The 26,983-nt window shown below is 59.1% G+C and carries 22 protein-coding genes; 15 read left to right on the top strand and 7 right to left on the bottom strand.

Annotated elements, in window-relative coordinates; genetic code table 11:
* Positions 1 to 5 precede the first annotated feature (5 nt).
* Both ACVDG9_RS22335 and ACVDG9_RS22330 read left to right on the top strand, forming a co-directional pair.
* Entirely contained in the window at positions 6 to 1,040 is a 1,035-nt protein-coding gene (locus tag ACVDG9_RS22335) for a TRAP transporter small permease subunit (RefSeq protein WP_023003617.1), read from the top strand.
* A 21-nt stretch (positions 1,041 to 1,061) separates the two neighbouring features.
* A complete protein-coding gene (locus tag ACVDG9_RS22330) occupies positions 1,062 to 3,728 on the top strand; it encodes a TRAP transporter large permease subunit (RefSeq protein ID WP_023003615.1) in 2,667 nt (888 codons plus the stop codon).
* Positions 3,729 to 3,808: 80 nt separating this feature from the next.
* Here ACVDG9_RS22330 and ACVDG9_RS22325 read toward each other — a convergent pair whose 3' ends face one another.
* The 3 genes from ACVDG9_RS22325 to ACVDG9_RS22315 form a co-directional block, all read right to left on the bottom strand.
* Positions 3,809 to 4,498: a DUF4336 domain-containing protein gene (locus ACVDG9_RS22325; RefSeq protein ID WP_447238990.1), complete on the bottom strand. Its 690-nt coding sequence runs from the start codon at positions 4,496 to 4,498 to the stop codon at positions 3,809 to 3,811.
* Positions 4,495 to 5,217 carry a response regulator transcription factor gene (locus ACVDG9_RS22320; RefSeq protein WP_023003610.1) on the bottom strand — a complete coding sequence of 241 codons (723 nt, stop codon included), beginning with the start codon at positions 5,215 to 5,217 and terminating at the stop codon, positions 4,495 to 4,497. Before ACVDG9_RS22320 ends, ACVDG9_RS22325 begins: the two co-directional genes overlap by 4 nt.
* Before the next feature lie 152 nt (positions 5,218 to 5,369).
* A complete protein-coding gene (locus tag ACVDG9_RS22315; protein ID WP_447238989.1) occupies positions 5,370 to 7,340 on the bottom strand; it encodes a PAS-domain containing protein in 1,971 nt (656 codons plus the stop codon).
* Between the two features lie 168 nt (positions 7,341 to 7,508).
* Here ACVDG9_RS22315 and ACVDG9_RS22310 point away from each other — a divergent pair, with 168 nt between their 5' ends.
* Entirely contained in the window at positions 7,509 to 9,422 is a 1,914-nt protein-coding gene (locus ACVDG9_RS22310) for a S8 family peptidase (RefSeq protein ID WP_447238988.1), read from the top strand.
* Between the two features lie 33 nt (positions 9,423 to 9,455).
* On the opposite strand, the gene ACVDG9_RS22305 is transcribed toward ACVDG9_RS22310, so the two are convergent.
* Together ACVDG9_RS22305 and ACVDG9_RS22300 are read right to left on the bottom strand one after the other, a co-directional pair.
* Positions 9,456 to 9,716, bottom strand: a complete 261-nt coding sequence (locus ACVDG9_RS22305; RefSeq protein ID WP_145903914.1) for a hypothetical protein — start codon at positions 9,714 to 9,716, stop codon at positions 9,456 to 9,458.
* A 56-nt stretch (positions 9,717 to 9,772) separates the two neighbouring features.
* The gene (locus ACVDG9_RS22300) at positions 9,773 to 10,195 is read right to left on the bottom strand and encodes a Ros/MucR family transcriptional regulator (RefSeq protein WP_023003602.1); all 423 of its coding nucleotides are present in this window, start codon (positions 10,193 to 10,195) and stop codon (positions 9,773 to 9,775) included.
* A 728-nt stretch (positions 10,196 to 10,923) separates the two neighbouring features.
* Here ACVDG9_RS22300 and ACVDG9_RS22295 point away from each other — a divergent pair.
* The 12 genes from ACVDG9_RS22295 to ACVDG9_RS22240 all read left to right on the top strand — a co-directional run bounded on the left by ACVDG9_RS22295 (position 10,924) and on the right by ACVDG9_RS22240 (position 25,087).
* Positions 10,924 to 12,054: a porin gene (locus ACVDG9_RS22295; protein ID WP_023003600.1), complete on the top strand. Its 1,131-nt coding sequence runs from the start codon at positions 10,924 to 10,926 to the stop codon at positions 12,052 to 12,054.
* Between the two features lie 238 nt (positions 12,055 to 12,292).
* Complete coding sequence (locus ACVDG9_RS22290; RefSeq protein ID WP_447238987.1) at positions 12,293 to 13,321, top strand: LacI family DNA-binding transcriptional regulator; 1,029 nt, start codon at positions 12,293 to 12,295, stop codon at positions 13,319 to 13,321.
* A gap of 279 nt (positions 13,322 to 13,600) precedes the next feature.
* Positions 13,601 to 15,529, top strand: coding sequence for an AMP-binding protein (locus ACVDG9_RS22285; protein ID WP_447238986.1), 1,929 nt, complete (start codon positions 13,601 to 13,603; stop codon positions 15,527 to 15,529).
* Positions 15,526 to 16,353, top strand: coding sequence for an ABC transporter ATP-binding protein (locus ACVDG9_RS22280; protein ID WP_023003592.1), 828 nt, complete (start codon positions 15,526 to 15,528; stop codon positions 16,351 to 16,353). The genes ACVDG9_RS22285 and ACVDG9_RS22280 overlap by 4 nt, the downstream gene beginning before the upstream one ends.
* Before the next feature lie 12 nt (positions 16,354 to 16,365).
* Positions 16,366 to 17,319, top strand: a complete 954-nt coding sequence (locus ACVDG9_RS22275) for a branched-chain amino acid ABC transporter permease (RefSeq protein WP_023003590.1) — start codon at positions 16,366 to 16,368, stop codon at positions 17,317 to 17,319.
* A gap of 13 nt (positions 17,320 to 17,332) precedes the next feature.
* A complete protein-coding gene (locus ACVDG9_RS22270) occupies positions 17,333 to 18,409 on the top strand; it encodes a branched-chain amino acid ABC transporter permease (protein WP_023003588.1) in 1,077 nt (358 codons plus the stop codon).
* A 104-nt stretch (positions 18,410 to 18,513) separates the two neighbouring features.
* On the top strand, positions 18,514 to 19,845 hold the full coding sequence (locus ACVDG9_RS22265) for an ABC transporter substrate-binding protein (RefSeq protein WP_031270547.1): 1,332 nt from the start codon (positions 18,514 to 18,516) through the stop codon (positions 19,843 to 19,845).
* Positions 19,846 to 19,906: 61 nt separating this feature from the next.
* Complete coding sequence (locus tag ACVDG9_RS22260; RefSeq protein ID WP_023003584.1) at positions 19,907 to 20,761, top strand: ABC transporter ATP-binding protein; 855 nt, start codon at positions 19,907 to 19,909, stop codon at positions 20,759 to 20,761.
* Between the two features lie 40 nt (positions 20,762 to 20,801).
* Complete coding sequence (locus tag ACVDG9_RS22255) at positions 20,802 to 22,040, top strand: phenylacetate--CoA ligase family protein (protein WP_447238985.1); 1,239 nt, start codon at positions 20,802 to 20,804, stop codon at positions 22,038 to 22,040.
* Positions 22,041 to 22,338: 298 nt separating this feature from the next.
* Positions 22,339 to 23,418, top strand: coding sequence for a ferrochelatase (gene hemH / locus ACVDG9_RS22250; protein WP_447238984.1), 1,080 nt, complete (start codon positions 22,339 to 22,341; stop codon positions 23,416 to 23,418).
* A gap of 227 nt (positions 23,419 to 23,645) precedes the next feature.
* Positions 23,646 to 24,635 (top strand): SPFH domain-containing protein, encoded by a 990-nt coding sequence (locus ACVDG9_RS22245; protein WP_447238983.1) that lies wholly within the window; start codon positions 23,646 to 23,648, stop codon positions 24,633 to 24,635.
* Complete coding sequence (locus ACVDG9_RS22240; RefSeq protein WP_077291733.1) at positions 24,632 to 25,087, top strand: NfeD family protein; 456 nt, start codon at positions 24,632 to 24,634, stop codon at positions 25,085 to 25,087. Before ACVDG9_RS22245 ends, ACVDG9_RS22240 begins: the two co-directional genes overlap by 4 nt.
* A gap of 53 nt (positions 25,088 to 25,140) precedes the next feature.
* On the opposite strand, the gene ACVDG9_RS22235 is transcribed toward ACVDG9_RS22240, so the two are convergent.
* Together ACVDG9_RS22235 and ACVDG9_RS22230 are read right to left on the bottom strand one after the other, a co-directional pair.
* Positions 25,141 to 25,998 (bottom strand): OmpA/MotB family protein, encoded by an 858-nt coding sequence (locus tag ACVDG9_RS22235; protein ID WP_023003573.1) that lies wholly within the window; start codon positions 25,996 to 25,998, stop codon positions 25,141 to 25,143.
* 126 nt (positions 25,999 to 26,124) lie between these two features.
* Entirely contained in the window at positions 26,125 to 26,892 is a 768-nt protein-coding gene (locus ACVDG9_RS22230) for a motility protein A (protein WP_023003571.1), read from the bottom strand.
* Positions 26,893 to 26,983: the final 91 nt, after the last annotated feature.

Genomic DNA, 26,983 nt, shown 5'->3' with positions numbered 1-26,983 from the left:
CCACGATGACGGCCTTGGACAATGTTCAAGACGGCTCGCCTGTTATGAATTCCGGTGGTAAAGCCTCGCCGGAGAGCGCCCGCTTCTTCCGCCTGTGCGGCTGGATCGTATTGGCGATCATGACGGCGTTTCTGCTCAACAACTACCTGACCTATTGGCAAGACCTTCCAGGCATTGCGCCCATTTTCGGCGGCGCGGCCAATGGATCCATGCCGATTCTCTGGTCCTGGTTGCAATTGGCGCTCTATGCGGCGTTTGTCCTGTTGGCCTTCGGCTATGTGCGGACGAACGGAAACACGCTGCGTGAAGACAGCGTCCGGATCACCAACATCAACGCCTATCTCATCAGGGCCTGCTTCTTCGCGGTGCTGATCGTCGGGCTGGTCGACAGCGCGATCTCGTTCCTGCGCATCGAGGGCTTTCTGCCCGATGTCGTCGGACAGGCGCTTGCCGACGATCTCGGCAAATCGCAGTTCCGAGGCCCTTATGTGCACATGCCGCTGATCGCGCTTTCATTCGTGATTGCAGCCTTCACCCGCACGCTGGGTTTCACCTGGCTTGCGCTTCTGGTGGTTGCCGCCGAACTGATGATCGTGATCGGCCGTTTCGTCTTCTCCTACGAGCAGGCTTTCCTCGCTGATCTCGTGCGGTTCTGGTACGCGGCGCTGTTCCTGTTCGCCAGTGCCTACACGCTGCTTGAAGAAGGGCATGTTCGGGTCGACATCTTCTATGCGGGCCTGTCCTCGAGAGCCAAGGGCATCGTCAACGCGGTCGGTTCCGTTGTGCTCGGCATCAGCCTTTGTACCGTCATCCTGGTCATCGGCATGGGCGGCAAGCAGAACATCATCAACAGCCCGATCCTGACCTATGAGACCACGCAGGCCGGTTTCGGTCTTTACGTGAAATATCTCATGGCGGGTTTCCTGGGCGTGTTCGCCGTTTCCATGATGATCCAGTTCGTGGCCTATTTCCTGGACGCGGTTGCCGATATTCGCGGCGAACCGGGTGGCCGGGATCATGACAGCCACACTGTTCAATAGAGCCTGACGAGACCGCTTGATATGGAACTTTTCTTCCTTCTTCTCCTGGTCGTCCTGATGGCGATTGCGCTTGGGTCGGGTTTCCCCGTCGCCTTCGCGCTCCCCGGATCGGCCATCCTGACCATCGGCATCGCTGCCGGATCGGGCTATCTGTTTGCCGGCGACCCCGGCGCGTATTTCTCTCACGGTGGCCCAAGCCAGTGGCTCAGCGCGGGGGTGACGAACTTCCGTGGCATCTACTGGGAGGCCGAGCGAGATACGCTCATAGCCATTCCGCTGTTCGTCTTCATGGGCATCATGCTTCAACGATCCAAGATCGCTGAAGACCTGCTGGTGACGATGGCGCGGCTGTTCGGCCCGGTGCCGGGTGGTCTCGGTATCTCCGTGGTGTTCGTGGGGGCTCTTCTGGCAGCCACCACGGGCATCGTCGGCGCAACCGTTGTCGCCATGGGCCTGATCTCGCTGCCGGCCATGCTGCGCAACAAGTATTCGGTGCCGCTGGCAACGGGAACGATTGCCGCTTCCGGGACACTGGGACAGATCATTCCGCCGTCGATCGTTCTGATCATTCTGGCCGACCAGCTTGCCAGCGCGGTCGATCAGGCCGGTTCGCTACGCCAGACACTTTACAAGGCGAGCACCGGCGAGCTGTCGATGCCGTCGGACTACTCTGTCGTGTCGACCAGTGCCGGCGAAATGTTCCTGGGTGCCTTCCTGCCGGGTCTTGTCCTGGTTGGCCTCTACATGCTGTTCATTCTGGGTTTCGCGCTGTTGAATCCGAAGTCGGCACCGGCAGTCCATGAAGAAGGCACCTTCACGCGTGCGTTCGCAGGCAAGGTGGTCCTGACCCTGGTGCCGCCGCTGGCCCTGATCTTCCTGGTGCTTGGTTCGATCATCGCCGGTGTCGCTACCGTGAACCAGGCTGGCGCCATCGGTGCCGTCGGTGCGATGGTCATGGCCGGTTATCGCCTTCGTGACGGCAAGCGCGGAGCCTACAGCCCGGCGATCCTGGCTATTCTGGCCTTGCTGGGGCTGGCCGTGGTTGTCAGTTTCTTCGGCTCGGTCAACATCAAGCTGATCCAGACCAGCGACGATGTTCTCGCCCTGGTGCTGGCTATCATCGCTGTTTCGCTGCTGCTGATCGCGGTCCTTTGGTCCGGTTGGCGTACGCTGAAGTTCGAAGACACGATGCGCGGAGTGATGGTGGAAACCGCCAAGACCACCGCGCTCGTGTTCATCATTCTTCTCGGCGCTGCCATGCTGACTTCCGCCTTCCGTGCCTTCGGCGGGGAAGAGCTGGTCAAGAACTTCCTGCAAGGACTGCCGGGCGGGTTCTGGGCTCAGTTCCTGATCGTGATGCTCGTGATCTTCATCCTCGGCTTCTTCCTCGATTTCATCGAGATCGCCGTCGTGGTGGTGCCGATCGTTGCACCGATCCTGCTTGCCGATCCTGAAGCAAACGTCACCGCCGTGTGGCTTGGCGTGATGATCGGTCTCAACATCCAGACCTCGTTCCTGACACCGCCCTTCGGCTTCGCGCTGTTCTATCTGCGCGGCGTTGCACCGGCCGTGGTCAAGACGCTGGACATGTACAAGGGCGTGGTTGCGTTCATCTGCCTGCAGTTGCTGGCACTCGGCATCGTCGGGCTCTATCCGCAGCTTGTGAACTATCTGCCGAACCGCTCGTCGCTGCTGTCCGAGACAGCTCCTCCGCCAAAGAACCCGCGTCTGCAGTACTGCATGGAGACCCTGATCTACGAGGACTTCCAGCAGAACGGCGACAAGATCCTGTCGGCAATCCAGTCGGTCGAATCCATCGACATGAGCTATCTGCCGGAAGATCTGCGCGATGATGTCATGGACGGTCTGGAAAAGGCGAAGGAAGCCATGCCGCAGATGGAAGCGATCCATCAGGCTGAAGCTGAAGTAGCAGCAGCGGCAGGGGCGTACAAGCCGGTGCACACACAGGTTCGTGCCATCGAACGCGATGCCCGCCGTCTTGATGACCGGATCGCCGATCTTCAGGTCATCGTTGACCGGTCGGGAGAAACCGGCATCTACACGGCTGCACAAGGTGAGCGTGCTCAGGCTCGCATCGACGAGCTGAAAGCCCGGCATGAAGCCCTGATGGCTCAGATCCCGTCCGATTGGCAGGATACCTACACCACCTTCGCCAAGATCCAGAAGGCAGAGGATGTAGCCCGGATGACCTATCGTCGGACTGTCGATCAGGCTTACGAGCCGATCGCGGAGCTGAAGGCGATCCTCAACGGTGCTGATCTTGTTGCAAGCTTCAAACCGGAACTCGAAGCCCTGAAGGCCGAAGTGCCGACGCTTGAGCCGGAAGCGGCCGAAGAAGCGATTTCGGCCATGCGTTCACGGGTTGGAGATGCGGAAGGCACGAGCGATATCCGCGATGGCCTGAACGAAGCCCGCAAGATCATGCGCAGCCGTCAGCCGAACGCAGAAGAAGCTGTTGCTGAAATCGACAAGTCGATTGCCGCTCTGGATGCGGATCTTGCCTGGCGCCGCAAAGGGGCCGAGGAAATCCTGCCGCAGCTGGAAACCTTCGATGACACCGTGGCAGCCAATATCGGTGTGAGAGCCCAGAACCGTTTGCCGACGGATATGGCTCTGGATGTTGCCGGATGTCTGTCCGGGCATCGGGATATCTCCCTGAGCTTCTGATCTTCAGAAGCTTTCCAAGATGCAAAAAGGGCTGTCCCGGTGGGCAGCCCTTTTTAATTGTCTGATTGGTCTTGCGGAAGTCAGGCGAAGCGCTGCCAGGCGGACGTGAAAATACCGGCGGCTTCGGGCGCTTCAACAATTCGGCCATGACACATGACGATCCGTTTCACGGGCCAGCTGCCAACGGCTTCCTGAAAGGGGGCGATGCCGGATTTGTCGCGGATCGCGTAGCGGTGATAGAAGGCCACTCCCGGCGCGCCGTAGCAACCGATTGCCCTGAAGAACAGTTTTTCGGTGAAATTGTGTTCCGGTTGATAGTTATAGAGCAGGTCAGCCGTTACCAGCGTGCCCGAACGCCGGTGAAAGAGAACCGTTTCGTTCAAGTCGTGCCCGCTCAGTGTCGCATGCTCGATTTCTCCATCAGCCACGACTGTTTTGTCAGTGACAATTTCCGAGTTCGCGATCTTGCCGATCTTCCGTTCAAGCCCTTTGGGAACAAGTACACGGGCATTGGGAAAATGGTCCTGTGCAGCGTGCAAATACATGTGATGGAACAGGTTCGGCGCAAAGAGCACCGCGATCTCGCCCAGGCTGCGGAGGGCGTTCCTGACATCCTCGTCCAGTGCCACCGGAGAGTGGAGCACCAGTCCGGCGGCGGTTTCCAGAACGGTCATGCGAAGGCTGCCCTTGCAGCCGAGCCTGGTAAAGGTGGTATCGAGCGTCCAGAGTCCTTCGTCGAGTTTTCGGAGTTCCTGTGCGGAGTTGCTCATGACCACTTCACATCACAGGCCAGCATGTAGCCGGAACCGTAGATGGTGCGAATGTGGGCGGGCTCGTTCTTGCGGTTGAGCTTCTTGCGGATGCGCGAGATGCGCACGTCGATGGACCTGTCGAGGCTCTCGTCACGGCCGCCATGTTCAAGCAGGTAGTCTCGCGACAGCACGCGCTTGGGAGCTCTCAGCAGAGCTTCCAGCAACGTGGCCTCTCCAGTGGACAGAAAAGTTTCCTCGCCTTCCGGAGAGGTCAGGCAGTGGGAGGCGGGCTGGTAGGTCCAGCCTTCGAACCGGGCGCAGTCGACGCTGGCCTTCACCGGTGCCTGGTCGGACGAGCGACGCAGAATGGAGCGGATGCGCGCAACCACTTCGCGCGGGTCAAACGGTTTGACCACGTAATCATCCGCGCCAAGTTCCAGCCCCATGACACGATCGGTGGAATGTCCGCGCGCCGACAGAACGATGATCGGCACTGATGACCGGCGTCTGATCTCGTTGATGAGCGCCATGCCTTCCATATCAGGCAGGCCGAGATCGACGATACAGGCATCCGGTGTTTCCAGGCCGAGTGCGATCAGCATCTGTGAGGCCGTGGAAAAGACCTTGCCTTCCATCTCGAACTGGAGAAGGGCATCCAGCAGCAAGTTGCCGATTTCCGGTTCGTCGTCGACGATGAAAACCGTGCGTTTGGTTGCCTGGAGGGAGCGTGTCTGCAAGGCGCGTTCCTGTGTCCTAGATCAAGGGTTACTGATTTCGATCCGTCTGTGGGATCGTTTGAGCGGAAAAGCCTGGCAACTGAGACCGGCAAGTTGGATAGGGGCTCGGGACCAGAACTGATGGGTCAATCGCAATACTCTTTGCATAACCTTCAGGCCGGATCTGGTGTGGGGCTGAGAATCTTTTGCAGGGTGTCTGCAAGTTGAGCATCTGCGAAGGGTTTCGCCAAGACCGGAAATTCGCAGGCGCATTCCTGTCCTGCAAGGTCGGACCAGTCGGCGTAACCGGACATCAGTGCAATGCCCAGATCTTGACGCTTCTGCTGGATCTCGCGCGCGAGGGCCAGACCATTGATCTGCCCCGGCATGATGATGTCACTCAACACTCCCCGCAACTCGGGAAGGTCCAGCGCCAGGCTTCGGGCGTCTTCCGCGTTTTCGGCTCTCAGCACCGCGTATCCGAGGTTCTGCAACTGGTCCGTCACCGTATTGGCAACATCCGGGTCATCCTCCACCAGAAGCAGAAGTTCACCCTGACCCGGTTTCAAGGGGAGCGTTTCGCCCTCGTCCGTGTCCCGGCCAGTAGTTGGCGTGATACGCCGATAGGGCAGATAAAGGGTCAGATAGGTGCCGACGCCCAGGGCGCTGGAGATGTGGATCGCGCCGCCTGACTGGCGAATGAAACCATAGACCATGGACAGGCCGAGCCCGCTGCCCGTGCCGAAGTTCTTGGTGGTGAAAAAGGGTTCGAAGACACGCAGTTGCGTGTCCGGATCCATGCCGCCGCCAGTGTCGCCTACGGTAATACGCGCAAACCTGCCGGATGAAATGCCCAGGTCTTCGGCTTCGCGGGTGTCCAACTCGCATGCATCCAAAGTGATGGTCAGCGTGCCGCCTTCCGGCATCGCATCGCGTGCGTTGAAGGCCAGGTTGATCAGCGCTGTTTCCATCTGCGTCGGGTCGATGCAGGCGCCGATTTCCTTGTCCTGAGCGGTAATCGTCACGTCTACCGAAGGCGGCAGGGAACCTTCCAGCAACCGGCCGGCACTGGCTATAACCTTGGCAAGCGACACATTCTGGGGATCGATCGCCTTGCCACGGCTGAAGGCAAGCAGGCGCTGGATCAGATCCGAGCCGCGCTTGGTCGCTTCGAGCATCGGTGACAGCTTGCTGTCGAGGGTTTCCCGGTCGAGCGGCGTTTCCATACGCCCGAGAGACAGAAGATTGCCCATCAGGATCGCAAGCAGGTTGTTGAAGTCGTGGGCGAGCCCGCCGGTGAGCTTGCCGACGGCATCCATGCGCTGGGACTGCACAAGCGCTGCTTCTGCCTGCTTCTGGTCCGTGGCGTCGAGCGACAGCACAAAAATGCCCAGGGTCCTGCCGTCCTTGGTCATGTCCGGAATGAGGGTCGAGCGCATGTAGGCGGTACTGCCGTCCGAACGATTGCGCTGATATTCGTAGCTGACGGCATTGCCTTCAAAGGAGCGGTTGATATGAGGCTCCAGCTCCTTGAACAGCTCCTCGCCAACCACTTCCGGTGCTGGCCGTCCCGCGATCGAGGCAACCGAGTGGCCGAACCAGTCGGCGTAGCGGCGGTTGGCGAAGCGGAAGACAGGGCCGGGAGACAGATAGGCAATCAGGGCAGGGATATTGTCCGTCACCAGGCGGAGCCAGTCTTCCGACTGCTGCAGTGCCCGTGTGCGCTCTTCCACCGTTCGTTCCAGCTTTTCCTGTCGGCGGCGATCTTCGGTGACGTCCGAATAGGTTGTGACGAACCCGCCCTTCGGCAATGGGGTGCCTGAAACGGCGATCACCTGGCCATTTGGACGGATGCGTTCGAAATAATGCGGTTCGAACAGCTTGGCCCGTTCCAGCCGGCGCTGGATCTTGCCTTCGATATCGCCGGGCCCATATTCGCCGCGCTCGGCGTTGACACGCAAGAACGCTTCCAGATGTGTGCCACGACGAGCCAGTTCCTGAGGAAAATCAAGCATTTCCCAAAGGCCACGATTCCACGCGACAAGTCTGAGATCGGCGTCGAAGGCCGAAAAGCCCTGATTGATGTGGTCAAGCGCGGCCTGCATCAGATCGAGCTGCGTCTTGAGCTGTTGTGTCTCCTCCATGGGGTGAGAGTAAGCCCGAAAAGCAGGTTTGACCATTCATCCGAGAAGAGAATGGCACTCCTTGCCGACAAGACCCGGCGGGGGGCACGTGCAGGCCGAAAAACTTCGCCTTTCATGATATGCTGGCCAAGTATTTTTGACTTTGTTTTTCCTGCGATGGAGGGATCCATGCAATTAAAGAAACTTGATCCGAGGCTGCGCCGGTATGCGGCCGAGGCAGAACTGAAATCATTTGACGACGAAACCGCCCTCGACACCTTTCCGTCCGCTCCCGCGTCCCTGGAGAGCACTACGGCCGGGTCGCCGCCGCTTGGAGAGGTCCGACGCGTTCTGGTCGAACTGCAGGCCGATCAACCGCCCGCGGCCTTTGCTGACTTTCATTGGGTACATGTGGCCGGGAAAATCTATTCCGTCTCGCTTCCGATGAACAGGCTGGTGGAGCTGCATGCGCATCCGTCGGTGGAGACTGTCGAAGCCGGGCGGCGCTGGTTTCCGATGCTCGAAACCTCCCTTGCCGAAACCAGGGCGAACACGGTTCATCAGGGCAGTACCGGCGTCCCGGGCCGCACGGGGGCTGGTGTTCTGGTGGGCATCATCGATTACGGAATGGATTTCACGCTCGACGATTTCCGCAAGGCGGACGGCACCACGAGGCTGGCGTTTCTCTGGGACCAGCGCCTCGACGCCCGTCCGGGCGAGAGCGCGCCGGATGATTTCGCCTATGGTGTGGAGTATGGGGCCGGCCAGATTGACCAGGCGCTGAATGCGTCTGATCCGTTCAGTGTTGTCCGGCACAGGCCGGATGCGGCTTCGCACGGCACACATGTTGCGGGAATCGCGGCAGGCAACGGCAGATCGCACGATTCCGACTTCGCAGAAGGAGCGCATCTTGGAGCAGCGCCCGAAGCCACGCTGATTTTTGTTCAGCCGGATACGCGCGACGGGTCCGGCACATTTACCGATTCCAGCCACGTGGTCGATGCAGTTGCCTACATCATGAACAAGGCGGATGCGCTCGACATGCCCTGTGTCATCAACATGAGCCTCGGGCAGAATGGCGGTAGCCATGATGGGGAGAGCCTTGTCGAAAGGGCGATCGACCGTCTGCTGGAGCCTCTGGGGCGGGCGTTCGTGAGCGCGGCGGGAAATGAACATGTCTGGCATGGGCATGCCGCCGGAAACATCAATACGGGCGAGAGCCGGGAACTGCGCTGGAAAACGGGTGGTGGCATGCCTTTGCCCGATGGCACCATCACCCAGACCGGAACGGACAGGACGTCGAGCGAGCTGGAGATCTGGTATTCGAGTGTCGACAGGTTTGCGGTGACACTGACTGCACCGGATGGAACACAGTACGGACCGGTGACCCCTGGTAAATCCCTGCTTCAGGACGAGGTCTTTATCGATTCGGAGCGCTTTTCGAGCTTGAACGGACAGGCGCGGATCTACATGCAACTGGAAGCACCATTCGGGCTCGGGATGCTGAGGTCCGGTGTCTGGACCTTGAAACTGGAGGCACTGGAAGGAGAAAACGGCCGGTTCGACGCCTGGATCGAGCGTGATCTGCGTGACCGGGACAACAATTATGCCGATCAGTCTTTCTTCCAGGGCGGCGATTTCGACCCAGTCCGCACGCTCGGCACTCCGGCAACAACACGCAGGGCAATTGCGGTTGCCAATTACAGCCACTATTCACTTTCGCCGGCAGCTTCCTCCAGCCGCGGGCCCACACGCGACAATCGGAACAAGCCAGAGGTTGCCGCGCCTGGAACAAATATTGTTGCGTCCTGCGCGCAAGGCGGGCGGAACAACGGCAACGGCGGGGTCCACCCGATGCGTGTGCTGAAATCCGGCACCAGCATGGCTGCCCCGCATGTTGCCGGTATCGTTGCCCTGCTGTTTCAGGAATCGCGCTCCTTGTCGGCGCCCCAGATCGCAAACATCCTGATGGCGACGTCGGACAATCCGGACGGCATACCGGGGTTCGATGTTGCCTGGGGCTTTGGCCGGGTGAACGCGGCGCGTGCCCTGCGGCTGCTGCGCGATCCCGATCAGCCCGGGCGCACCGATGCGGTGATTTGAGCCTTCTGATGTGAAAAACAGGATGCGGCGTCGTTAGCGCCGCATCGCACCGCCGACCTGGATATAGGTGACAGCGGTATCCTCAGCGAGCGAGTTGAGGTTTTCTGCGGTGACGAGCAACGTCATCAGGTGGCTTTGAGGGCTCCAGGACAGCAATTCAGGAGCGCCCGCGCTGGTGGTGCGCATAGCCAGGTCGTCCGGGGTCTTGCCCGGTGCAAGTTCGACCATCGCCTTCATTTGCGCCGAGGGATCGTTTCTCATGATCGCCTTGCGCGCCTGCGGGCTGAGTTTCATCTGCCTGAAGTCCATACCTGGAATATAGCACTGCGCTGTCGGTCTTCAAAACCGGGTCAGCGTTTCCGATGCCCCAGTTTTGCGGCCTTGGCCATTTCGGCCCGTTTTTGCGCATAGTTGGGTGCAACCATCGGGTAATCCGCGCTCAGGCCCCATTTGCGCCGATACTCGGCGGGGGTCAGGTTGAACTTCGTCTTCAGGTGGCGTGTCAGAAACTTGAATTTCTTGCCGTCCTCGAGACAGACGATGAACTCCGGAGTGACCGAGTGCTTTATAGGCACAGCCGGCACGAGGGGAGCCCTGAATACGGTCGGGGTGTTGTTGGTCGCGGTTTCCAGGGCAACGTGGACATCCAGAATCAACTCGATCAGATCCTGCTGCGGGACCGGGTTGTTCGTCACGTAGTTGGAAACAATTCCCGCGGTGAGCGCCATCAGGTTCGGCGAATCGAAGCTCTCGCCTTCTTCTGGTTCAGCCATGGGAGTTCCTTTTCCGAAATTGGGGACTGGAGAGGGCCGTGGGCGGGGCGGTGCCGGGCGCGCAGGCAAACCGTGCCAAATAGATTTGTTTTACGACTTCTCTTTTCAAGTAGCGATCACGTTTTTATCAAATAAAAAAATGTATGAGGAAATTTCGCCGATTTGGGAAACCCGAGAGTTTTCCATTGGCGCAATCTCAACTGTAGTTCTCAAGAAATACTGGACTAAAAATTCTGGTTGTTCCAAAAACCGCTGAAATCTGCAGGAAAAATAGACAAAATCGAAAATGCGATTTCTTCTCTATAGAAAAACTTGCTTTTCAAATCTGTAAACTGAACAGTGTAGTCATGAAGTTCGCATCTGCAGCAAAAGCAAATGTAAGAAAAACAGCATAAATAAACACAAAGTATTTAAAGTAGTGCAAGGGCGGGGGATATGGGGATGCGGTTTCGGGAGTTCAAGGGCAAAAATGAAAAAGTGAAAAATTGTAAAAAATGATGGATTATCAATGTGTTGCAAAAATATGACTCCAAATGCCAATGTGCGCCAGAGAAAAATTCTGGCTTGAATTCCGGCGTCGGAACTGGCTTTTTGATGCGGAGACGGCCAACGGGGTGCAAGTAAACGCTTGTTGTTGGTAGTCTAAAGGTTAGTTTGAAGGGGTCGCGTTAAAGTATTCGAATCCGTTCCTTCAGCCTTCCGACTGAATTTGAAACTGGAGTAATGTAATGAAACTCAAGAGTTTGATGCTCGGCGCGGCCGCAGCTGCTGCTGCAACCACCGCCCAGGCGGCTGACCTTCCGGTCGCTCCGGAGCCGGTCGACTATGTTCGCGTTTGTGACGCTTACGGCGCGCGCTTCTACTACATCCCGGGCACCGAAACCTGCCTCCGCGTTGGCGGCCGTGTTCGTACCCAGGTTGTCGTCAACAACGTTCTGGAAGACGGTGCCTTCAGTGACCGTGACTCCGACGGCTACTCCTGGCTGTCTCGCGGCTACCTGTACCTTGACGCTCGCACGGCTACCGAATTCGGTACCCTGCGCACCTACGTCTCCATCTACTCCACCGTGACCAACGGCGAAAACAGCACCACGCTGGAAAACGCCTACATCCAGTGGGGCGGTCTGACAGCTGGTCGTCTGACCTCGAACTTCGACATCTTCACCGGTCAGGCCTTTGTCGGTGTCGTGGATCGTGACTGGTCCGACGTAACGTCCAACCAGATTGCTTACACCGCTGCTTTCGGCAACGGCTTCTCCGCGACCATCGCTCTGGAAGACCGTTCCGATCGTGAATATGGTGATTACGGCGGGACCCGTGCTCCGGACTTCGTTGCCGCTCTCGGCGTTTCCCAGGGCTGGGGTTCTGCACAGCTGTCCGGTGCTCTGCACCAGGTTTACCCGGATGCAGCCGCCAACCGCACCAACAATGGTGGTGAAGACTCCCTGGGTTGGGCAGTCGGTGGTGGTGCTGCCATCAACCTGCCGATGCTCAACTCCGGTTCGAACATCTTCTTCCAGGGCTTCTACGCTGATGGCGCACTGTCCTACATCACCACGTATGACGGCGTAGCCGACTACAACGGCGACGACACCTCCACCGGTTACTCGCTGTCTGCTGGTGCCTACATCCAGGCAACTTCCACGATCGGCCTCGCGCTTGACGGTTCCTATGCCGACATCGATGCCGCAACTGGCCTGAACGACGTAACCCGTTACGCAATCGACGGTTCGGTTCAGTGGGAGCCGGTCTCCGGCTTCGTCATGGGTGCAGACGTTGGTTATGCAAACACCGACATCGACACCCAGGGTGACCAGGACGAACTCCTCTTCGGTGTTCGTATGCAGCGCACCTTCTAATCTTACGGTTAGACTCTGACTGACTAAAAATGACCTCCAGTCAGTCAATCGGCCCGGCAGACTCCAAACTGCCGGGCCTCCCCCGTTTTAGGGCACCCGCAGTCGCCAAGGGGAAAAGCGCCGTGTCTGCTGTGCTGTGGTTTCCGCGGCAACACCGAGCCGGTGCGACTGAAAATTCTTTGCCTCTCCAATTGAAAAGACGTGCGACGCCAGAATGTTCTCGGCTAACATTCGCGGAATGCCAAAGTCTGAATACAAAAAGAAAAATCCGACGGTTCAGGACGTCGCCCGCGCTGCCAATGTGTCGACGGCAACTGTCAGCCGCGTTTTGACGACACCCGACAGGGTATCCGCGGAAACCCGGCGCCGCGTGTCGGAAGCGGTCGAAAAGACCGGATACGTCCTCAATCATGCCGCACGCAATCTCCGCCGCCGGGACACGGGAACAATCGTTGCGCTCGTTCCGGACATCGGCAATTCCCACTTTTCGAACATTCTCCAGGGCATTGAGACGGTCTGCGCGGAAAGACAGCTGAAAGTGCTGATTGCCGACACGCGCAAGCCGTCCATGTCGCATTCGAGCCTGAGTGACTATTTCAGCAAGAACAACTGCGACGGGATTGTTATCCTGGACGGGCATTTCTCGATTTCCCGAATCAGATCTTCCAATCCCAAGTCCCCGCCCATCGTGCTGGCCGGCGAATGGAGCGACGATCCGGCGGTGCCGATTGCCGTTGTCGACAATCTGATGGGGGCGGATCTGGCAGTGTCGCACCTCATCGAACTGAAGCACTCGAATATCGGCCACGTAACGGGTCTCCTGTCGCACAAGCCGGGAAGGGACCGGCTCGACGGATTCCGGGCCACGTTGGGCGGTGCGGGTCTCGATCCGGCCAGTGCCTGGATCTTCGAGGGGGACTACACGCTGGAAGCCGGCGTCAGGGCCGCGAAGGCATGGCTGGACCTGCCGAACCGTCCGACCGCCGTCTTTTGTGCCAGCGACCGGTCCGCCTTCGGCTTCATTTCATTCCTGAGCGAAGCCGGCATCCGTGTGCCGCAAGATGTTTCGGTTGTCGGGTTTGACGACATCGACATTGCCGGCCATTTCGTGCCGCCACTGACAACAATCCACCAGCCTCGCCGGGCAGTTGGCGAGCAGGCAGCGAAACTGTTGCTCAACCTGCTGGGTGGTGCAAAACCGGACAACGGCAGCGTTCAACTGGAGCCCTGGCTGGTGGTTCGCAAGAGTGCAGTCGAGCTGGTCTAGGCATCAGTCATTCGCACATGCAGCGCAAATGAAACAATTCGACACGATTGAAACATATTGCTGAAAATCCGCCGTCCTAGCCTGATTTTCAACGGGTTGGGACAGCGTCCTTCTTCGCCTTTAACAATTTACCGGTTGAAGGTTCGGTCGGCACGGCGTTTCATAGCCCCACAGGAAACGACCCTGGAAAACCGGGGCGCCTTCTAAAGGGAAGAAACATCTATGGTAGGGTCGGCCAGCGCTGCATCGCGCGGGGAGGACACCTTTCCGAAGATTCTCATGCGCAACGCGCAAGTCTTCGGAGACCGGACGGCGTTCCGGGAAAAGGATTTCGGGATCTGGCAAAGCTGGACCTGGTCCGAGGTGTGTGAAGAAATCCGCGCATTCTCCATCGGTTTGAAATCTCTGGGCCTGAAGGCTGGAGACAAGATCGCCATCGTCGGTGCGAACCGTCCAAGGCTCTATTGGGCGATGGTTGCCGCCCAGGCACTCGGGGCCGTTCCGGTGCCTGTCTATTCGGACAGTGTTGCCGAGGAAATGGCCTTCGTGCTCGGCCATGCCGAAGTCACCTTCGCGGTGGTCGAGGATCAGGAGCAGGTCGACAAGCTCCTGTCGATGGCGGACGAGGTAAAGTCGCTCACCGAGATTATCTATGATGAAGTGCGTGGCCTGCGCGACTACGATCATACCCACCTGCATGGCTATTCCTCGGTACAGGAAAAGGGACGCGAGCTGCTAGCGGCAACGCCGTCCCTGGCAGCCGAGTGGGAAGCCGGATTCCGCGACGCCAAGGGCTCAGACATTGCGGTGATGCTGTACACTTCCGGCACCACCGGGAGACCGAAGGGCGTGATGCTGTCCTTCGACAATCTGGTCATTTCGGCACGCAACGGCAACAAGTTCGATCGTCTGGACGAGACCGAAGAAGTGCTCGCCTACCTGCCGATGGCCTGGATCGGCGACCACGTGTTCTCCTTGGCGCAGGCTTTCACGGCGGCCTACTGCGTCAACTGTCCGGAAAGCATGGACACGATCGACGTGGACCGGCTTGAAATCGCGCCGACCTATTTCTTCGCACCGCCGCGTGTTTTCGAGAACATGCTGACCCGCATCATGGTGCGCATGGAAGATGCGGGGAAAACCAAGCGTGCGATCTTTGACTATTTCATGGAAGTTGCTCGCAAGGTGGGCGAGAAGATCCTGAATGGCGAAACGGTCGGCCTGAAGGACCGGATGCTTTACGCCCTCGGCGAATTCTGCGTCTACGGACCTCTCAAGAACCGCATGGGTCTCACCCGAATGAAAGTCGGCTACACGGCCGGTGAAGCCATCGGGCCAGAGATCTTCCGCTTCTTCCGCTCGCTCGGCCTCAACCTCAAACAGCTCTACGGCCAGACCGAAGCCAGCGTCTACATAACGCTGCAGCCGGATGGCGAGATCTACGGCGATACGGTCGGCAAACCTGCTCCCGATGTTGAGCTCAAGATCGCCGACAGCGGTGAGGTGATGTACCGCTCGCCGGGTGTCTTCGTCGGCTATTTCAAGAATGACGAGGCTACCGCCAGCACCAAGACGCCGGACGGCTGGGTGCATACGGGTGATGCCGGCATCATTGCCGAGAACGGCCACCTGAAGATCATCGACCGCGCCAAGGATGTGGGCAAGCTCAATGACGGGGCACTGTTCGCGCCGAAATACATCGAGAACAAGCTGAAGTTCTTCCCGAACATCAAGGAGGCGGTCGCCTTCGGTCACGAGAAGGACATGGTGGGGGTTTTCATCAACATCGATCTGACAGCGGTCGGCTCCTGGGCGGAACGCAACAACGTCAACTATGCCTCCTACCAGGAACTTGCCGCGCATCCAGATGTCTACGGCATGATCGAAAGCCATGTCGATCAGGTGAACCGGGACCTTGCCCGCGAACCGATGATGGCGGGTGCGCAGATCAAGCGGTTCCTGATCCTGCACAAGGAGCTGGACGCGGATGACGGCGAGCTCACCCGCACGCAGAAGGTTCGCCGGAGCTTCATCGCCGAGCGCTATGGTCCACTGATCGACGCGCTTTACGACGGATCCACCTCCAAGCATGTGCGTACGGAAGTAACCTTTGAAGACGGCCGCAAGGGCGCAATCGAAGCCACCGTCGAGATCCGCGACATGTCCACCCATGACGCCGGAGCGGGCGTACAGGAGGCCGCCGAATGAACGCGATCGTTTCCGACAAGACACTGTCGCCGAATGGCGCGCAGGAACCGGCAGAGCGCGAGGTGCTGCTGCGGGTCGATAACGTGTCGCTGTCCTTCGGCGGCGTGAAGGCGATCACCGACATTTCGTTCGACATCCAGAAGGGCGAGATCCGCGCGATCATCGGTCCGAACGGGGCCGGCAAGACGTCGATGCTCAACGTCATCAACGGATTTTATCATCCACAGGAAGGCACGATCACCTGGCAGGGCCAGGTGCGCCGCAAGATGAAGCCTTACGAGGCTGCCAGCCAGGGGATTGCCCGGACTTTCCAGAACGTGGCGCTGTTCAAGGGCATGACCACGCTGGACAACATCATGTCCGGCAGAACCTTGAAGATGCACAAGAACTTCTTCTGGCAACTTCTGTGGCGCGGCCCGGCGGAGCGCGAGGAAATCGAACATCGGCGCAAGGTCGAGGACATCATCGATTTCCTTGAAATTCAGGCAATCCGCAAGACACCTGTCGGGCGCTTGCCCTACGGGCTGCAAAAGCGGGTCGAGCTTGGCCGCGCGCTGGCGATGGAGCCGGACCTGTTGCTGCTCGATGAGCCGATGGCCGGTATGAACCTTGAAGAAAAAGAAGACATGAGCCGGTTCATCATCGACGTGAATCAGGAATTCGGCACGACGATCGCCCTGATCGAACATGACATGGGCGTCGTCATGGATCTCTCCGACCGGGTGGTCGTGCTCGACTACGGCAAGAAGATCGCCGACGGGCCACCGGAGGAAGTGCAGGCCAGCCAGGCCGTTATCGACGCTTATCTCGGTGTGAGCCACTAGGAGGGACGAACCATGCTCTACGACATTTTTATCGATCCCTTCGTACAGATGTACCAGATGCCGGATTTCTTCCTGCAGGTCCTGTGGGAAGGTTTCGTCGCCGGAATTCTGTATGCGCTGATCGCGCTGGGTTTCGTGCTGATCTTCAAGGCCTCCGGCGTGTTCAACTTCGCCCAGGGCATCATGGTGGTGTTCGCCGGCCTGACGCTGGTGGGCCTCAACGAAAACGGTGTGCCTGCCTATCTGGCACTGATCCTGACCATCGGCGTGATGGGAGTTCTGGCATACGGAGTGGAACGGGTGGTCATGAGACCCCTGGTCAACCAGCCGGAAATCATCCTTCTGATGGCGACCATCGGCCTGACGTATTTCCTCGTCGGCTTCGGTGAATTCGTCTTCGGCGGCGAGCCCAAGCAGATGATTACCGAGCAACTGGGGCTTCCAACCGGCTCGACCGCGTTCGAATTCGGTGACCGGGGTCTCGTGATCCTGCAGCATATCGATATAGCGGCAGCCGTGATCGCGGTGGTGATGGTGACGGCGCTCGGCATCTTCTTCAACAAGACGCGGATCGGCCGGGCCTTGCGGGCCGTTGCTGACGACCACCAGGCCGCCCTTTCCGTCGGTATCTCTCTCAACCAGATCTGGGCGATCGTCTGGTTCGCGGCGGGCCTCGTGGCCCTGGCGACCGGCATCATGTGGGGGGCGCGGTCCGACGTGTCCTTCGCGCTGGAAATCGTAGCGTTCAAGGCGTTGCCGGTGCTGATCCTCGGCGGCTTCACGTCGATCCCGGGTGCCATTGTCGGCGGCCTGATCATCGGCTTCGGCGAGAAGATCGGCGAACTGTACTGGGGTGGTCTTGTCGGGGGCGGGATTGAATCCTGGCTCGCCTATATCATCGCCCTGATCTTCCTTCTGTTCCGGCCACAAGGCCTCTTCGGCGAACGTATCATCGAGCGGATCTAGGGATATCTGACCCATGTTTTATCGCGAAGCTGGCCAATTCAAGACGAGCTACAAGGCGGATCAGGCGCTGTTCCCGATCCTCCAGGACCGCGTCGGCCTGGCCGTCATTCTGATCACGGCATTTGCAGTCATTCCGGCCCTTGCAAACGACTTCTTCCTGACCTCCATCATGATCCCCTTCCTGGTGTTTTCGCTGGCGGCGATCGGGCTGAACATCCTGACCGGGTTCTGCGGACAGTTGTCCCTGGGAACCGGTGCGTTCATGGGGGTCGGTGCCTATGCCGCCTACAAGCTGACGTCGATCTTTCCCGATGCCAATGTCATCGTGATGGTTCTGGTGTCCGGCGTGTTCTCGGCTGCCATCGGCGCGGTCTTCGGACTGCCGAGCCTGCGCATCAAGGGGCTTTACCTGGCGGTGACAACGCTCGCCGCGCAGTTCTTCCTGGAATGGTGCTTCATCCGTATTCCGTGGCTCTACAACTACAACGCCTCCGGCGCGATCGAAGTGCCGCGCCGCGAAGTTTTCGGCATCATCGCCACGGGGGCGGAAGCAACGCCGCTGGCACGCTACTTCATCGTTCTCGGTATCACGGTGCTGATCGCCTTCCTGATGGCGAACGTCCTGCGCGGCCGGATCGGCAGATCCTGGATGATGATCCGCGACATGGACATTGCGGCTGAACTCATCGGCGTTCGCCCGCTGCAGACCAAGCTGATGGCCTTTGCCGTGTCGTCCTACATCTGCGGCGTGGCCGGTGCGATGATGGTCTTCTTCTGGCTGAATGCCGCCGAGCCGTCGTCCTACTCCATCAGGTTGTCCTTCCAGGTGCTGTTCATGGTGATTCTGGGCGGCCTGGGCAGCCTCGGTGGAGCCTTCATGGGGGCCGCCTTCATCTGGATCCTGCCTGTTGTTCTGAAATTCGTACCCGGCCTCCTCGGCATCGACCTGGCTGCGGAGACAGTGGAGCACGCGACCTTCATGATCGTTGGCGCTCTCATCATTTTCTTCCTGATCGTCGAACCGCACGGCTTTGCGCGGCTCTGGCAGATCGCGAAGCAGAAGCTCAGGGTCTGGCCGTTCCCTTACTAGGGGCTGCCAGCCTTTTCGCCCGCCATCCGGACATGGACCGATCCGGTGAGGAATGGCGCAACCGGTCCGGCGGTATTCATTTTGATGCCGCGTGGGAGGAGAATATGAAAAGCATTAAGCAATTTGCGCTGGGAACCGCTGTTGCGCTCGGGGTCGGTCTCTCCGGCGCCATGACGACCGCGGTCCAGGCACAAGATACCAACTATGTGCCGCTCCTGACTTACCGGACCGGGCCTTACGCGGGCTCCGGCATCCATATCGCCAACGGCATGCATGACTACCTGCAGATGCTGAACGAGCGCGATGGCGGCATCGGTGGCGTCAAGCTGGCGCTGGAAGAGTGTGAAACTGGTTACAACGCCCAGAAAGGCGTCGAGTGCTACGAAGCCACCAAGGGCAAGGGCGCGCTGGTCTACAACCCCTATTCCACCGGTATCACGCTTCAGCTGATCCCCAAGGCCGGTGTCGACAAGATCCCGGTTCTTTCGATGGGCTACGGCCTGTCGGCTGCCGCTGTCGGTTCCACGTTCCCGTGGATCTTCAACGTGCCGGACACCTACTGGGACGGCGCTTCCGTGGTCATCAAGTACATCGGTGAGCAGGAAGGCGGTCTTGAAAACCTCAAGGGCAAGAAGATCGGTTACATCTTCCTTGACGCCGGTTACGGCCGCGAGCCCCTGCCGCTTTTGGAGCAGCTGGCCGAGAAATACGGCTTCGAACTGCTGCAGTACCCGGTTCCGGGTGCGGAAATGCAGAACCAGTCTTCACAGTGGCTCAACGTACGCCGCGACCGTCCGGACTACATGATCATGTGGGGCTGGGGCGCGATGAACCCGACCGCCGTCAAGGAAGCCGTCAAGATCCGCTTCCCGATGGACAAGTTCATCGGTGTGTGGTGGTCCGCAGGTGATGACGATGCTGCCGCCGGTGGTGAAGGTGCCAAGGGCTACAAGGCACTGAACTTCTCCGGTGTCGGCGCCGACTTCCCGGCTCTCGATGACATCAAGAAACACGTCATCGATACAGGCAAGTCCTCCACTGATGCGGAGACGATCGGAAGCACGCTCTATAACCGTGGCGTCCTGAACTCGGTCATCATCGCGGAAGGTATTCGCAGCGCCCAGCAACTGACCGGCAAGACGGTCATCACGGGCGAAGACATGCGTCTTGGTCTCGAGGCTCTCAACCTGGACGAGGCTCGTCTGGCTGAGCTCGGTCTGAAGGGCTTTGCCCATCCGATGAAAGTGACCTGCGATGACCATGCTGGCAGCCATCCGGTGTTCATCCAGGAGTGGGACGGCAAGAAGTGGCGTCAGGCTTCTGACTGGATCGAGCCGATGACCGATGTGGTCCGTCCGCTGCTGGAAGCAGCCGCTGCGGAATACGCAGAAAAGAATGCGCCGTGGCCGGCGCGCACCGAACCCTGCCCGAACTGATAGGCAGTCCGCTCCGCCGCGCCGCATAAACGTGCGGCGGAGCAACCAGGGAGAAGAGGGAATGGCATTGCTGGATGTAGAACAGCCTGGTTCGCAGGGCGCTCGGGATGCTGCCGGGACAATCCTGTCGGTCAACAATATCGAGGTCATTTATGACCACGTGATCCTGGTGCTGAAGGGCGTGTCGCTGACGATTCCCAAAGGCGGGATCGTGGCGCTGCTCGGCGCGAATGGAGCGGGCAAGACGACCACGCTGAAAGCGATTTCGAACCTGCTTGGTGCCGAACGTGGCGAAGTGACAAAGGGCAAGATCCTTTTTGATGGCGAAGAAGTCCAGGCCCTGTCGCCAAACGATCTGGTTCGCCGGGGATGCATCCAGGTGATGGAGGGCCGGCATTGTTTCGGTCACCTGTCCATCGAGGAAAACCTGCTCACGGGCGCCTACACCCGCAAGGACGGGTACAGCGCCGTGAAGGCGGACCTGGAGATGGTCTACAATTATTTTCCGCGTCTGCGCGAGCGGCGTGGCAGTCAGGCGGGTTACACTTCCGGCGGCGAACAGCAGATGTGCGCTATCGGCCGTGCCCTGATGAGCCGGCCGAAGATGATTCTGCTGGATGAACCGAGCATGGGGCTGGCGCCTCAGCTTGTGGAAGAAATCTTCGAGATCGTCCGCCAGCTCAACCAAAAGGAAGGCGTGTCCTTCCTGCTTGCCGAACAGAACACCAACGTGGCGCTGAAATACGCGACCTACGGCTACATTCTGGAATCCGGCCGCATTGTGCTCGACGGCGACGCCAAGGCGTTGCGCGAGAACGAGGACGTCAAGGAATTCTATCTGGGCGTTGGCGGCGAGGGCCGTCGGTCGTTCCGGAATGTCAAACATTATAAGCGAAGGAAGCGCTGGCTGGCCTGACGGGGTTTCAGACACAGGGCCGAAACAGGCGGAGACGACCATGAGCGACATTCAGTTTGACGCGCGCGAGCGGCAAGACGCCGCTCAGCGCGAACGGGATCTTTTTGCCCGATTGCCGGATCTTCTGGTCCATGCGACAGGCAAATCCTCCGGGTGGGCCGCACATCTGGACGGATGCGATATTGCTGGCGTTACCGACCGGGCAGCGCTCGCGGGACTGCCGGTTCTGCGCAAGTCGGACCTTCTGGAAAAGCAACGGGCACAGCCCCCCTTCGGCGGATTTCTGGCAGGTGAGCTTTCCGGTGCTGCAAGGGTTTTCATGTCGCCAGGACCTATCTGGGAACCGCAGGCGCCCGGTCTCGATCCCTGGAACGGTGCGCGAAGCCTGTTCGCAGCCGGTTTCCGCAAGGGCGATGTGGTTCTCAATGCGTTTTCCTATCACCTGACACCGGGCGGCTTCATTCTGGATCAAGGTGCCATTGCACTTGGATGCACGGTGTTTCCCGCCGGCGTTGGCAATACGGACAGTCAGGTCGAAGCGATCGAGGTGCTCAAACCGTCCGGTTTCGTCGGCACGCCGGACTATCTGAAGATCCTCCTCGATCGTGGCCGGGACCAGGGCCGGGATGTCTCCTCCATCAAGAAGGCCCTGGTCTCGGGTGGTGCATTGTTTCCATCCCTGCGCGAGGAATACGAGGCAGGCGGAATTCGTGTCGGACAGTGCTACGCGACAGCAGACCTCGGCGTCATCGCCTATGAAACCGAGGCAAGGGAGGGCATGGTCGTCAACGAGGACTACATCATGGAGATCGTGCGCCCGGGCACCGGCGAGCCGGTGGCAGATGGTGAGGTCGGCGAACTGGTGGTCACCAACTTCAACAGCCTCTATCCGCTGATCCGCTTCGCAACCGGCGATCTGTCCAAGATCATTCCCGGACAGTCGCCCTGCGGACGCACCAACATGCGGCTTGCCGGCTGGATGGGACGGGCAGATCAGCGCACCAAGGTCAAAGGCATGTTCGTCGACCCGGCGCAGATCGCGCAGATCGTTGCCGCCCATCCCGAAATCAGCAAGGCCCGCCTTGCCGTCAGCCGCATTGGCGAGGCCGATGCCATGACACTGACCGTGGAAACCGACGCCTCCGGCAACGGCTTGCCGGAACGGGTTGCGGAAACACTGCGTGAAGTGACCCATCTGAAAGGGGACGTCCTGACCGTTGCTCCGGGCGGTTTGCCGAATGACGGCAAGGTGATTGCGGATGAACGGGAGTACGGTTGAGGCTCGGAGCAACGCGCAGGCATGCCTCCGGAGTTAATGCAAGTTTCAGTCTCATCCTGAAGAAGCGCGCAAGCGCTGTTTCGAAAGATGGCTGCATACTCCGGAGCAAGTTTCCCATCCGACGGGACGAAGCTGGCGGCTCTCCTCAGGTTGAGGTCTTTTGTTGTTGCACTTCCGCCTGAAATTCGGTGATCTGCCTGCTCAAATCTGCGTATGACAAATGCCGCATTGGCCTCGGCATGTGCTTGGCCTATGTATGGCGTCAGACAGACAGATCGTTTTAGGACCAATCCCGCAGATGACCGTTCAACCGACCGCGCCGATCGCAGCCGACCAGGAAGCCGCATTCAGAAAACTCGACCTGCCGAAGGACCATCCTTCGGTCAAAAGCGGCAAGGTGGGCGTGCTTCTGGTCAATCTGGGCACACCGGACGGCACGGACTATTGGCCGATGCGTCGGTATCTGCGCGAATTCCTGTCCGACAAGCGCGTTATCGAGTGGCCCCGGGCAATCTGGTATCCGATCCTCTATGGCATTGTTTTGATGACCCGGCCGGGAAAGTCCGGCAAGGCTTACGAGGAGATCTGGAACAAGGAAAAGGACGAGTCGCCTCTGCGCACGATCACGCGCAGCCAGTCGGACAAACTGTCCGAGATGCTGGGCGATGCAGGCGGCAAGCTGAAGATCGATTGGGCAATGCGCTATGGTCAGCCGTCGATCCCGGACAGGTTGAAGGCGCTCAAGGACGAGGGCTGCGACCGGATCCTGATCTTCCCGCTTTATCCGCAGTATTCGGCAACCACCACGGCGACCGTCAATGACGTTGTCTGCAAGACGCTGTTGAAGATGCGCTGGCAACCGGCGATCCGGACCGTGCCACCCTATCACGACGACCCGGTCTATGTGACTGCCCTCGCAAAATCAGTTGAGCGGCATCTGGACAGTCTCGATTTCAAGCCGGACGTGGTGCTGACCTCCTACCACGGCATTCCGCAATCCTATTTCAAACGCGGCGACCCCTATCATTGCCACTGCATGAAGACGACCCGTCTCATGCGCGAGGTCCTGGGCTGGGACGCCGAGAAACTGCGCGTGACCTTCCAGTCCCGGTTCGGTCCGGAAGAATGGTTGCAGCCCTACACGGACAAGACCGTCGAACAGCTGGCCAAGGACGGCGTGAAAAACGTTGCGGTGATGAACCCGGGTTTCGTTGCAGACTGTCTCGAGACGCTTGAGGAAATTGCCGGCGAGGCCGGGGAGATCTTCGAAGAGAGCGGCGGCGAGAATTTCAGCCATATTCCCTGTCTGAACGACAGCGATCTTGGCATGGATGTGCTGTCCCATATCGTGCGGCGGGAACTTGGCGGCTGGATCTGACCAGCCGCAAATCCACAGGCGTTTAACCTTGCCGGTGGAAAATACTCGTAAAATTTCGCGATACTGCCCATAAGTCACGGCACTGTTTCACGAGCGCCTTAAGTGTTTGTGCGAACAGGGCTAGCGGACGCGTGTCCGTATAGGCTCAACGCCGCAAATACGCTGGAAACGCTCTGGTATTCGGCGCATAGTGACGGTGCTATTTTAGAAAATTACGGGAGACGTATATGCCAATCGCGGGATTTGACATTTTCCTGATCGGCCTTGTCGTGCTGGTCATTCTGGTCTTTTTCGCCGGCGTAAAGACGGTGCCGCAAGGCTACAATTATACGGTCGAACGTTTTGGCAAGTACCGGAAGACGCTGACGCCGGGTCTGAACTTCATCATCCCGTTCATCGACAGGATCGGCCACAAGCTCAACATGATGGAGCAGGTGCTGGACGTTCCGACGCAGGAAGTGATCACCCGCGACAATGCGACGGTGAGCGCGGACGGCGTGACCTTCTACCAGGTGCTCGATGCTGCCCGTGCTGCCTACGAAGTGCTTGGTCTTCAAAACGCTATTTTGAACCTGACCATGACCAACATCCGCTCGGTGATGGGGTCGATGGATCTCGACAACCTTCTGTCCAACCGTGATGAAATCAATGCCCAGATCCTGCGCGTCGTCGATGCGGCGGCAGAGCCCTGGGGCATCAAGATCACCCGTATAGAGATAAAGGACATCAATCCGCCGCGCGATCTGGTGGATGCCATGGCGCGCCAGATGAAGGCGGAACGCGAGAAGCGTGCCTACATCCTTGAGGCCGAGGGCAAGCGCCAATCGGAAATCCTGAAAGCCGAAGGCCAGAAGCAGTCGCTTATCCTGGAAGCGGAAGGCCGTCGCGAATCCGCGTTCCGTGATGCGGAAGCCCGCGAACGCGAGGCGGAAGCGGAAGCCAAGGCAACGCAGCTCGTCAGTGCGGCCATCGCCTCCGGTGACGTCCAGGCCATCAACTATTTCGTTGCCAACAAATATGTCGAAGCGTTCAAGGAACTGGCAACCTCGCGCAATCAGAAGACGCTCATCCTCCCGATGGAAGCGACCTCGCTGCTGGGGGCCTTGAGCGGTATCGGCGCCATTGCCAAGGAAGCGTTCGGTGACGACGGCTCTTCCAAGCGGTCGTCCGCGCGCATTCCCAATACAAGCAGTGATGAGGGAGATCAGAACCGGTGAGCCTGATTGAAAGCACAATCGCGGCCCTCGGGCCCTGGAGCTGGTTCGTTCTGGGGCTTCTGCTGCTGGGGCTCGAGATCCTGGCGCCTGGCACGATTTTTCTCTGGTTTGGCCTGTCGGCGCTTGTCGTCGGTGTCGTGGCTCTGTTGTTCGATTTTGCCTGGCAGGTGGATGTTGGGCTGTTCCTCGTGCTGTCACTCGTCAGCCTGCTGATAGGACGCCGGCTGATGCAGAAGCTTGCGTCGGAAAAGGGCGATCCGGGATTAAACCAGCGCGGCAGCCGTTACGTCGGCCGGGAATTCACCCTTGCTGCGCCCTTGAACGAGGGTGCCGGAAACCTGTCCATCGATGACACGATCTGGCGCATTACCGGACCGGACATGCCAGCTGGCACGAAAGTTCGTGTCGAGGCAATTGACGGGGCGCGGCTGGTGGTCTCGCGGGTCAGCTAGATCTCACCGGCATCGTACGCGTTTCCTTTGCAGGGAGCTGTTGCCGTACGGGACTAAAGTTTGTGGCCGGCCGGCAGCGGCGGTTCTTCAGCCTTGAGCAGAATGCCGATCCTGCGGTTTGCCGCCAGGTAGGGGTCGTTGGGGAACAATGGTTCGGTGTCGGCCTTGCCAACCACTGAGTAGAACTGATTGTCCGGCACGCCGTATTCGGACAGGATCTGCCGGGCGACATTGGCGCGTTCGCTGGACAGCTCCCAGCCGGTATAGCTTGGATCGATGGACTGACGGCCGGCAGTCGTGTGGCCTGTAATCTCGATGCGATTTGGCATCTGCGACAGCACCGGTGCCATCTTGGCGATCAGGCGGCGGGTGGTCTCGTAAGGATACTTCGAGCCCTCCCGGAACATTGAGCGCCCGTCCTGATCGACGAGCATGATGTTCAGTCCGTCCTCGGATTCTTCCAGAATGATGTTGCTGGAAATCTCGGTGATTTCCGGCATCTCCTGCCAGGCCTGGCGCAGCGAGGCGGCAGCCGTCGCAAATTGCCGTGGTTTTTCGATGTCGGCTTCCAGCGTGTCGTGCGTGTTGGCTTCCGGGCCCTGTTTGCGCCGCTGTTCATGGCGCACCTGGGAGAAGTCGGAATCCATCTCCTGTTCGACCTGGCTGATATCCTTCATGTAGTCGCGGATCGGAATGCCCTCGACCTCGATGATACCGGTCTTGCGGGACGTGTCCTTCACACCGAAGGCTTCGCGCATGGACCCGGCGACCACCTGAAGCTTTTCCTTGTCCTGAATGGAAAAGGAAATGATCAGAACGAAGAAGCAGACGAGCAGGGACATCAGATCGGCAAAGGTCACCAGCCAGTCCGGTGCGCCGCCGCCGCCTTGAGGTTTCTGTTTCTTTGCCATCGCGCTGTGGTCGCTCTTTTGTCAGTTCCGGATCAGACTTGGTACGATCGATTGCGATTGAGCCCTTACCAATCGCTTCCAGGGTTGGCGAACAATCTGCCCGGGTTCATCTGAACGCTTCCTGCTCTAGGCCGCGTCCGCCAGTTCGGCGCGCAATTTGTCCGGCAGGTATGCGATCAGCATTTCCTTGATCAAGGCCGGGCTCTTGGATTCACGGATCTGGCAAACGCCGTCGATGATCAGCGTCTGGTTGAGATCGTCGACGTCGAATTTCGCATCCAGCTTGTCCACCAGAGGCAGACAAAGGATGTTGGAGATCAACGCGCCGTAAAGGGTCGTCAGAAGGGCGACGGCCATGGAAGGCCCGATTGCCGCAGGGTCGTCCATGTTGGCAAGCATCTGCACCAGGCCGACCAGTGTCCCGATCATGCCGAAGGCGGGAGCGGAATCACCAAGTGCCTTGAAAACGCGCTTGCCTTCCGCGAGCCGGGAAAGCTGCAGGTCGCGCTCGCGTTCCATCGATTCCTTGATGAATTCCAGCTCATAGCCGTCCGCAATATATTGCACACCCTTGGCAAGGACCGGATCGGAGACGTCCACGTTCTCCAGGCCAAGCGGGCCGGACTTGCGGACGATTTCACCCAGGTTGCTGATTTCTGTAATCAGGTCGCGAGGGCTTGCGTTCTTGCCCGCAAGCGCAACCTTGAAGCCTGTGACGAAAGCAGTGGCGATGTCGGTAAGCTGGAAGCGGATCAGCGTGGCGGCGAGACCGCCGCCGACCACGATGAGGACCGACGGCACGTCAATAAACTGACCGAAACTGCCACCAAGAAAAATAGCGGTCGTCACGATGCCAAAGGCACCCACAATGCCGATTAATGTCGCCAGATCCATTCTGTACACACACCAAGGTCTGCGGCGTCAAGCCGATGAAACTTTGGGGCAGTGTAAGAGGCTTATGGCTAATCAAATCCTAATGACGCGC

Source organism: Roseibium sp. RP-7, assembly GCF_053005225.1.
Note: the sequence above shows the minus strand (reverse complement) of the source record. Positions and strands in the feature narration are given on the sequence as shown.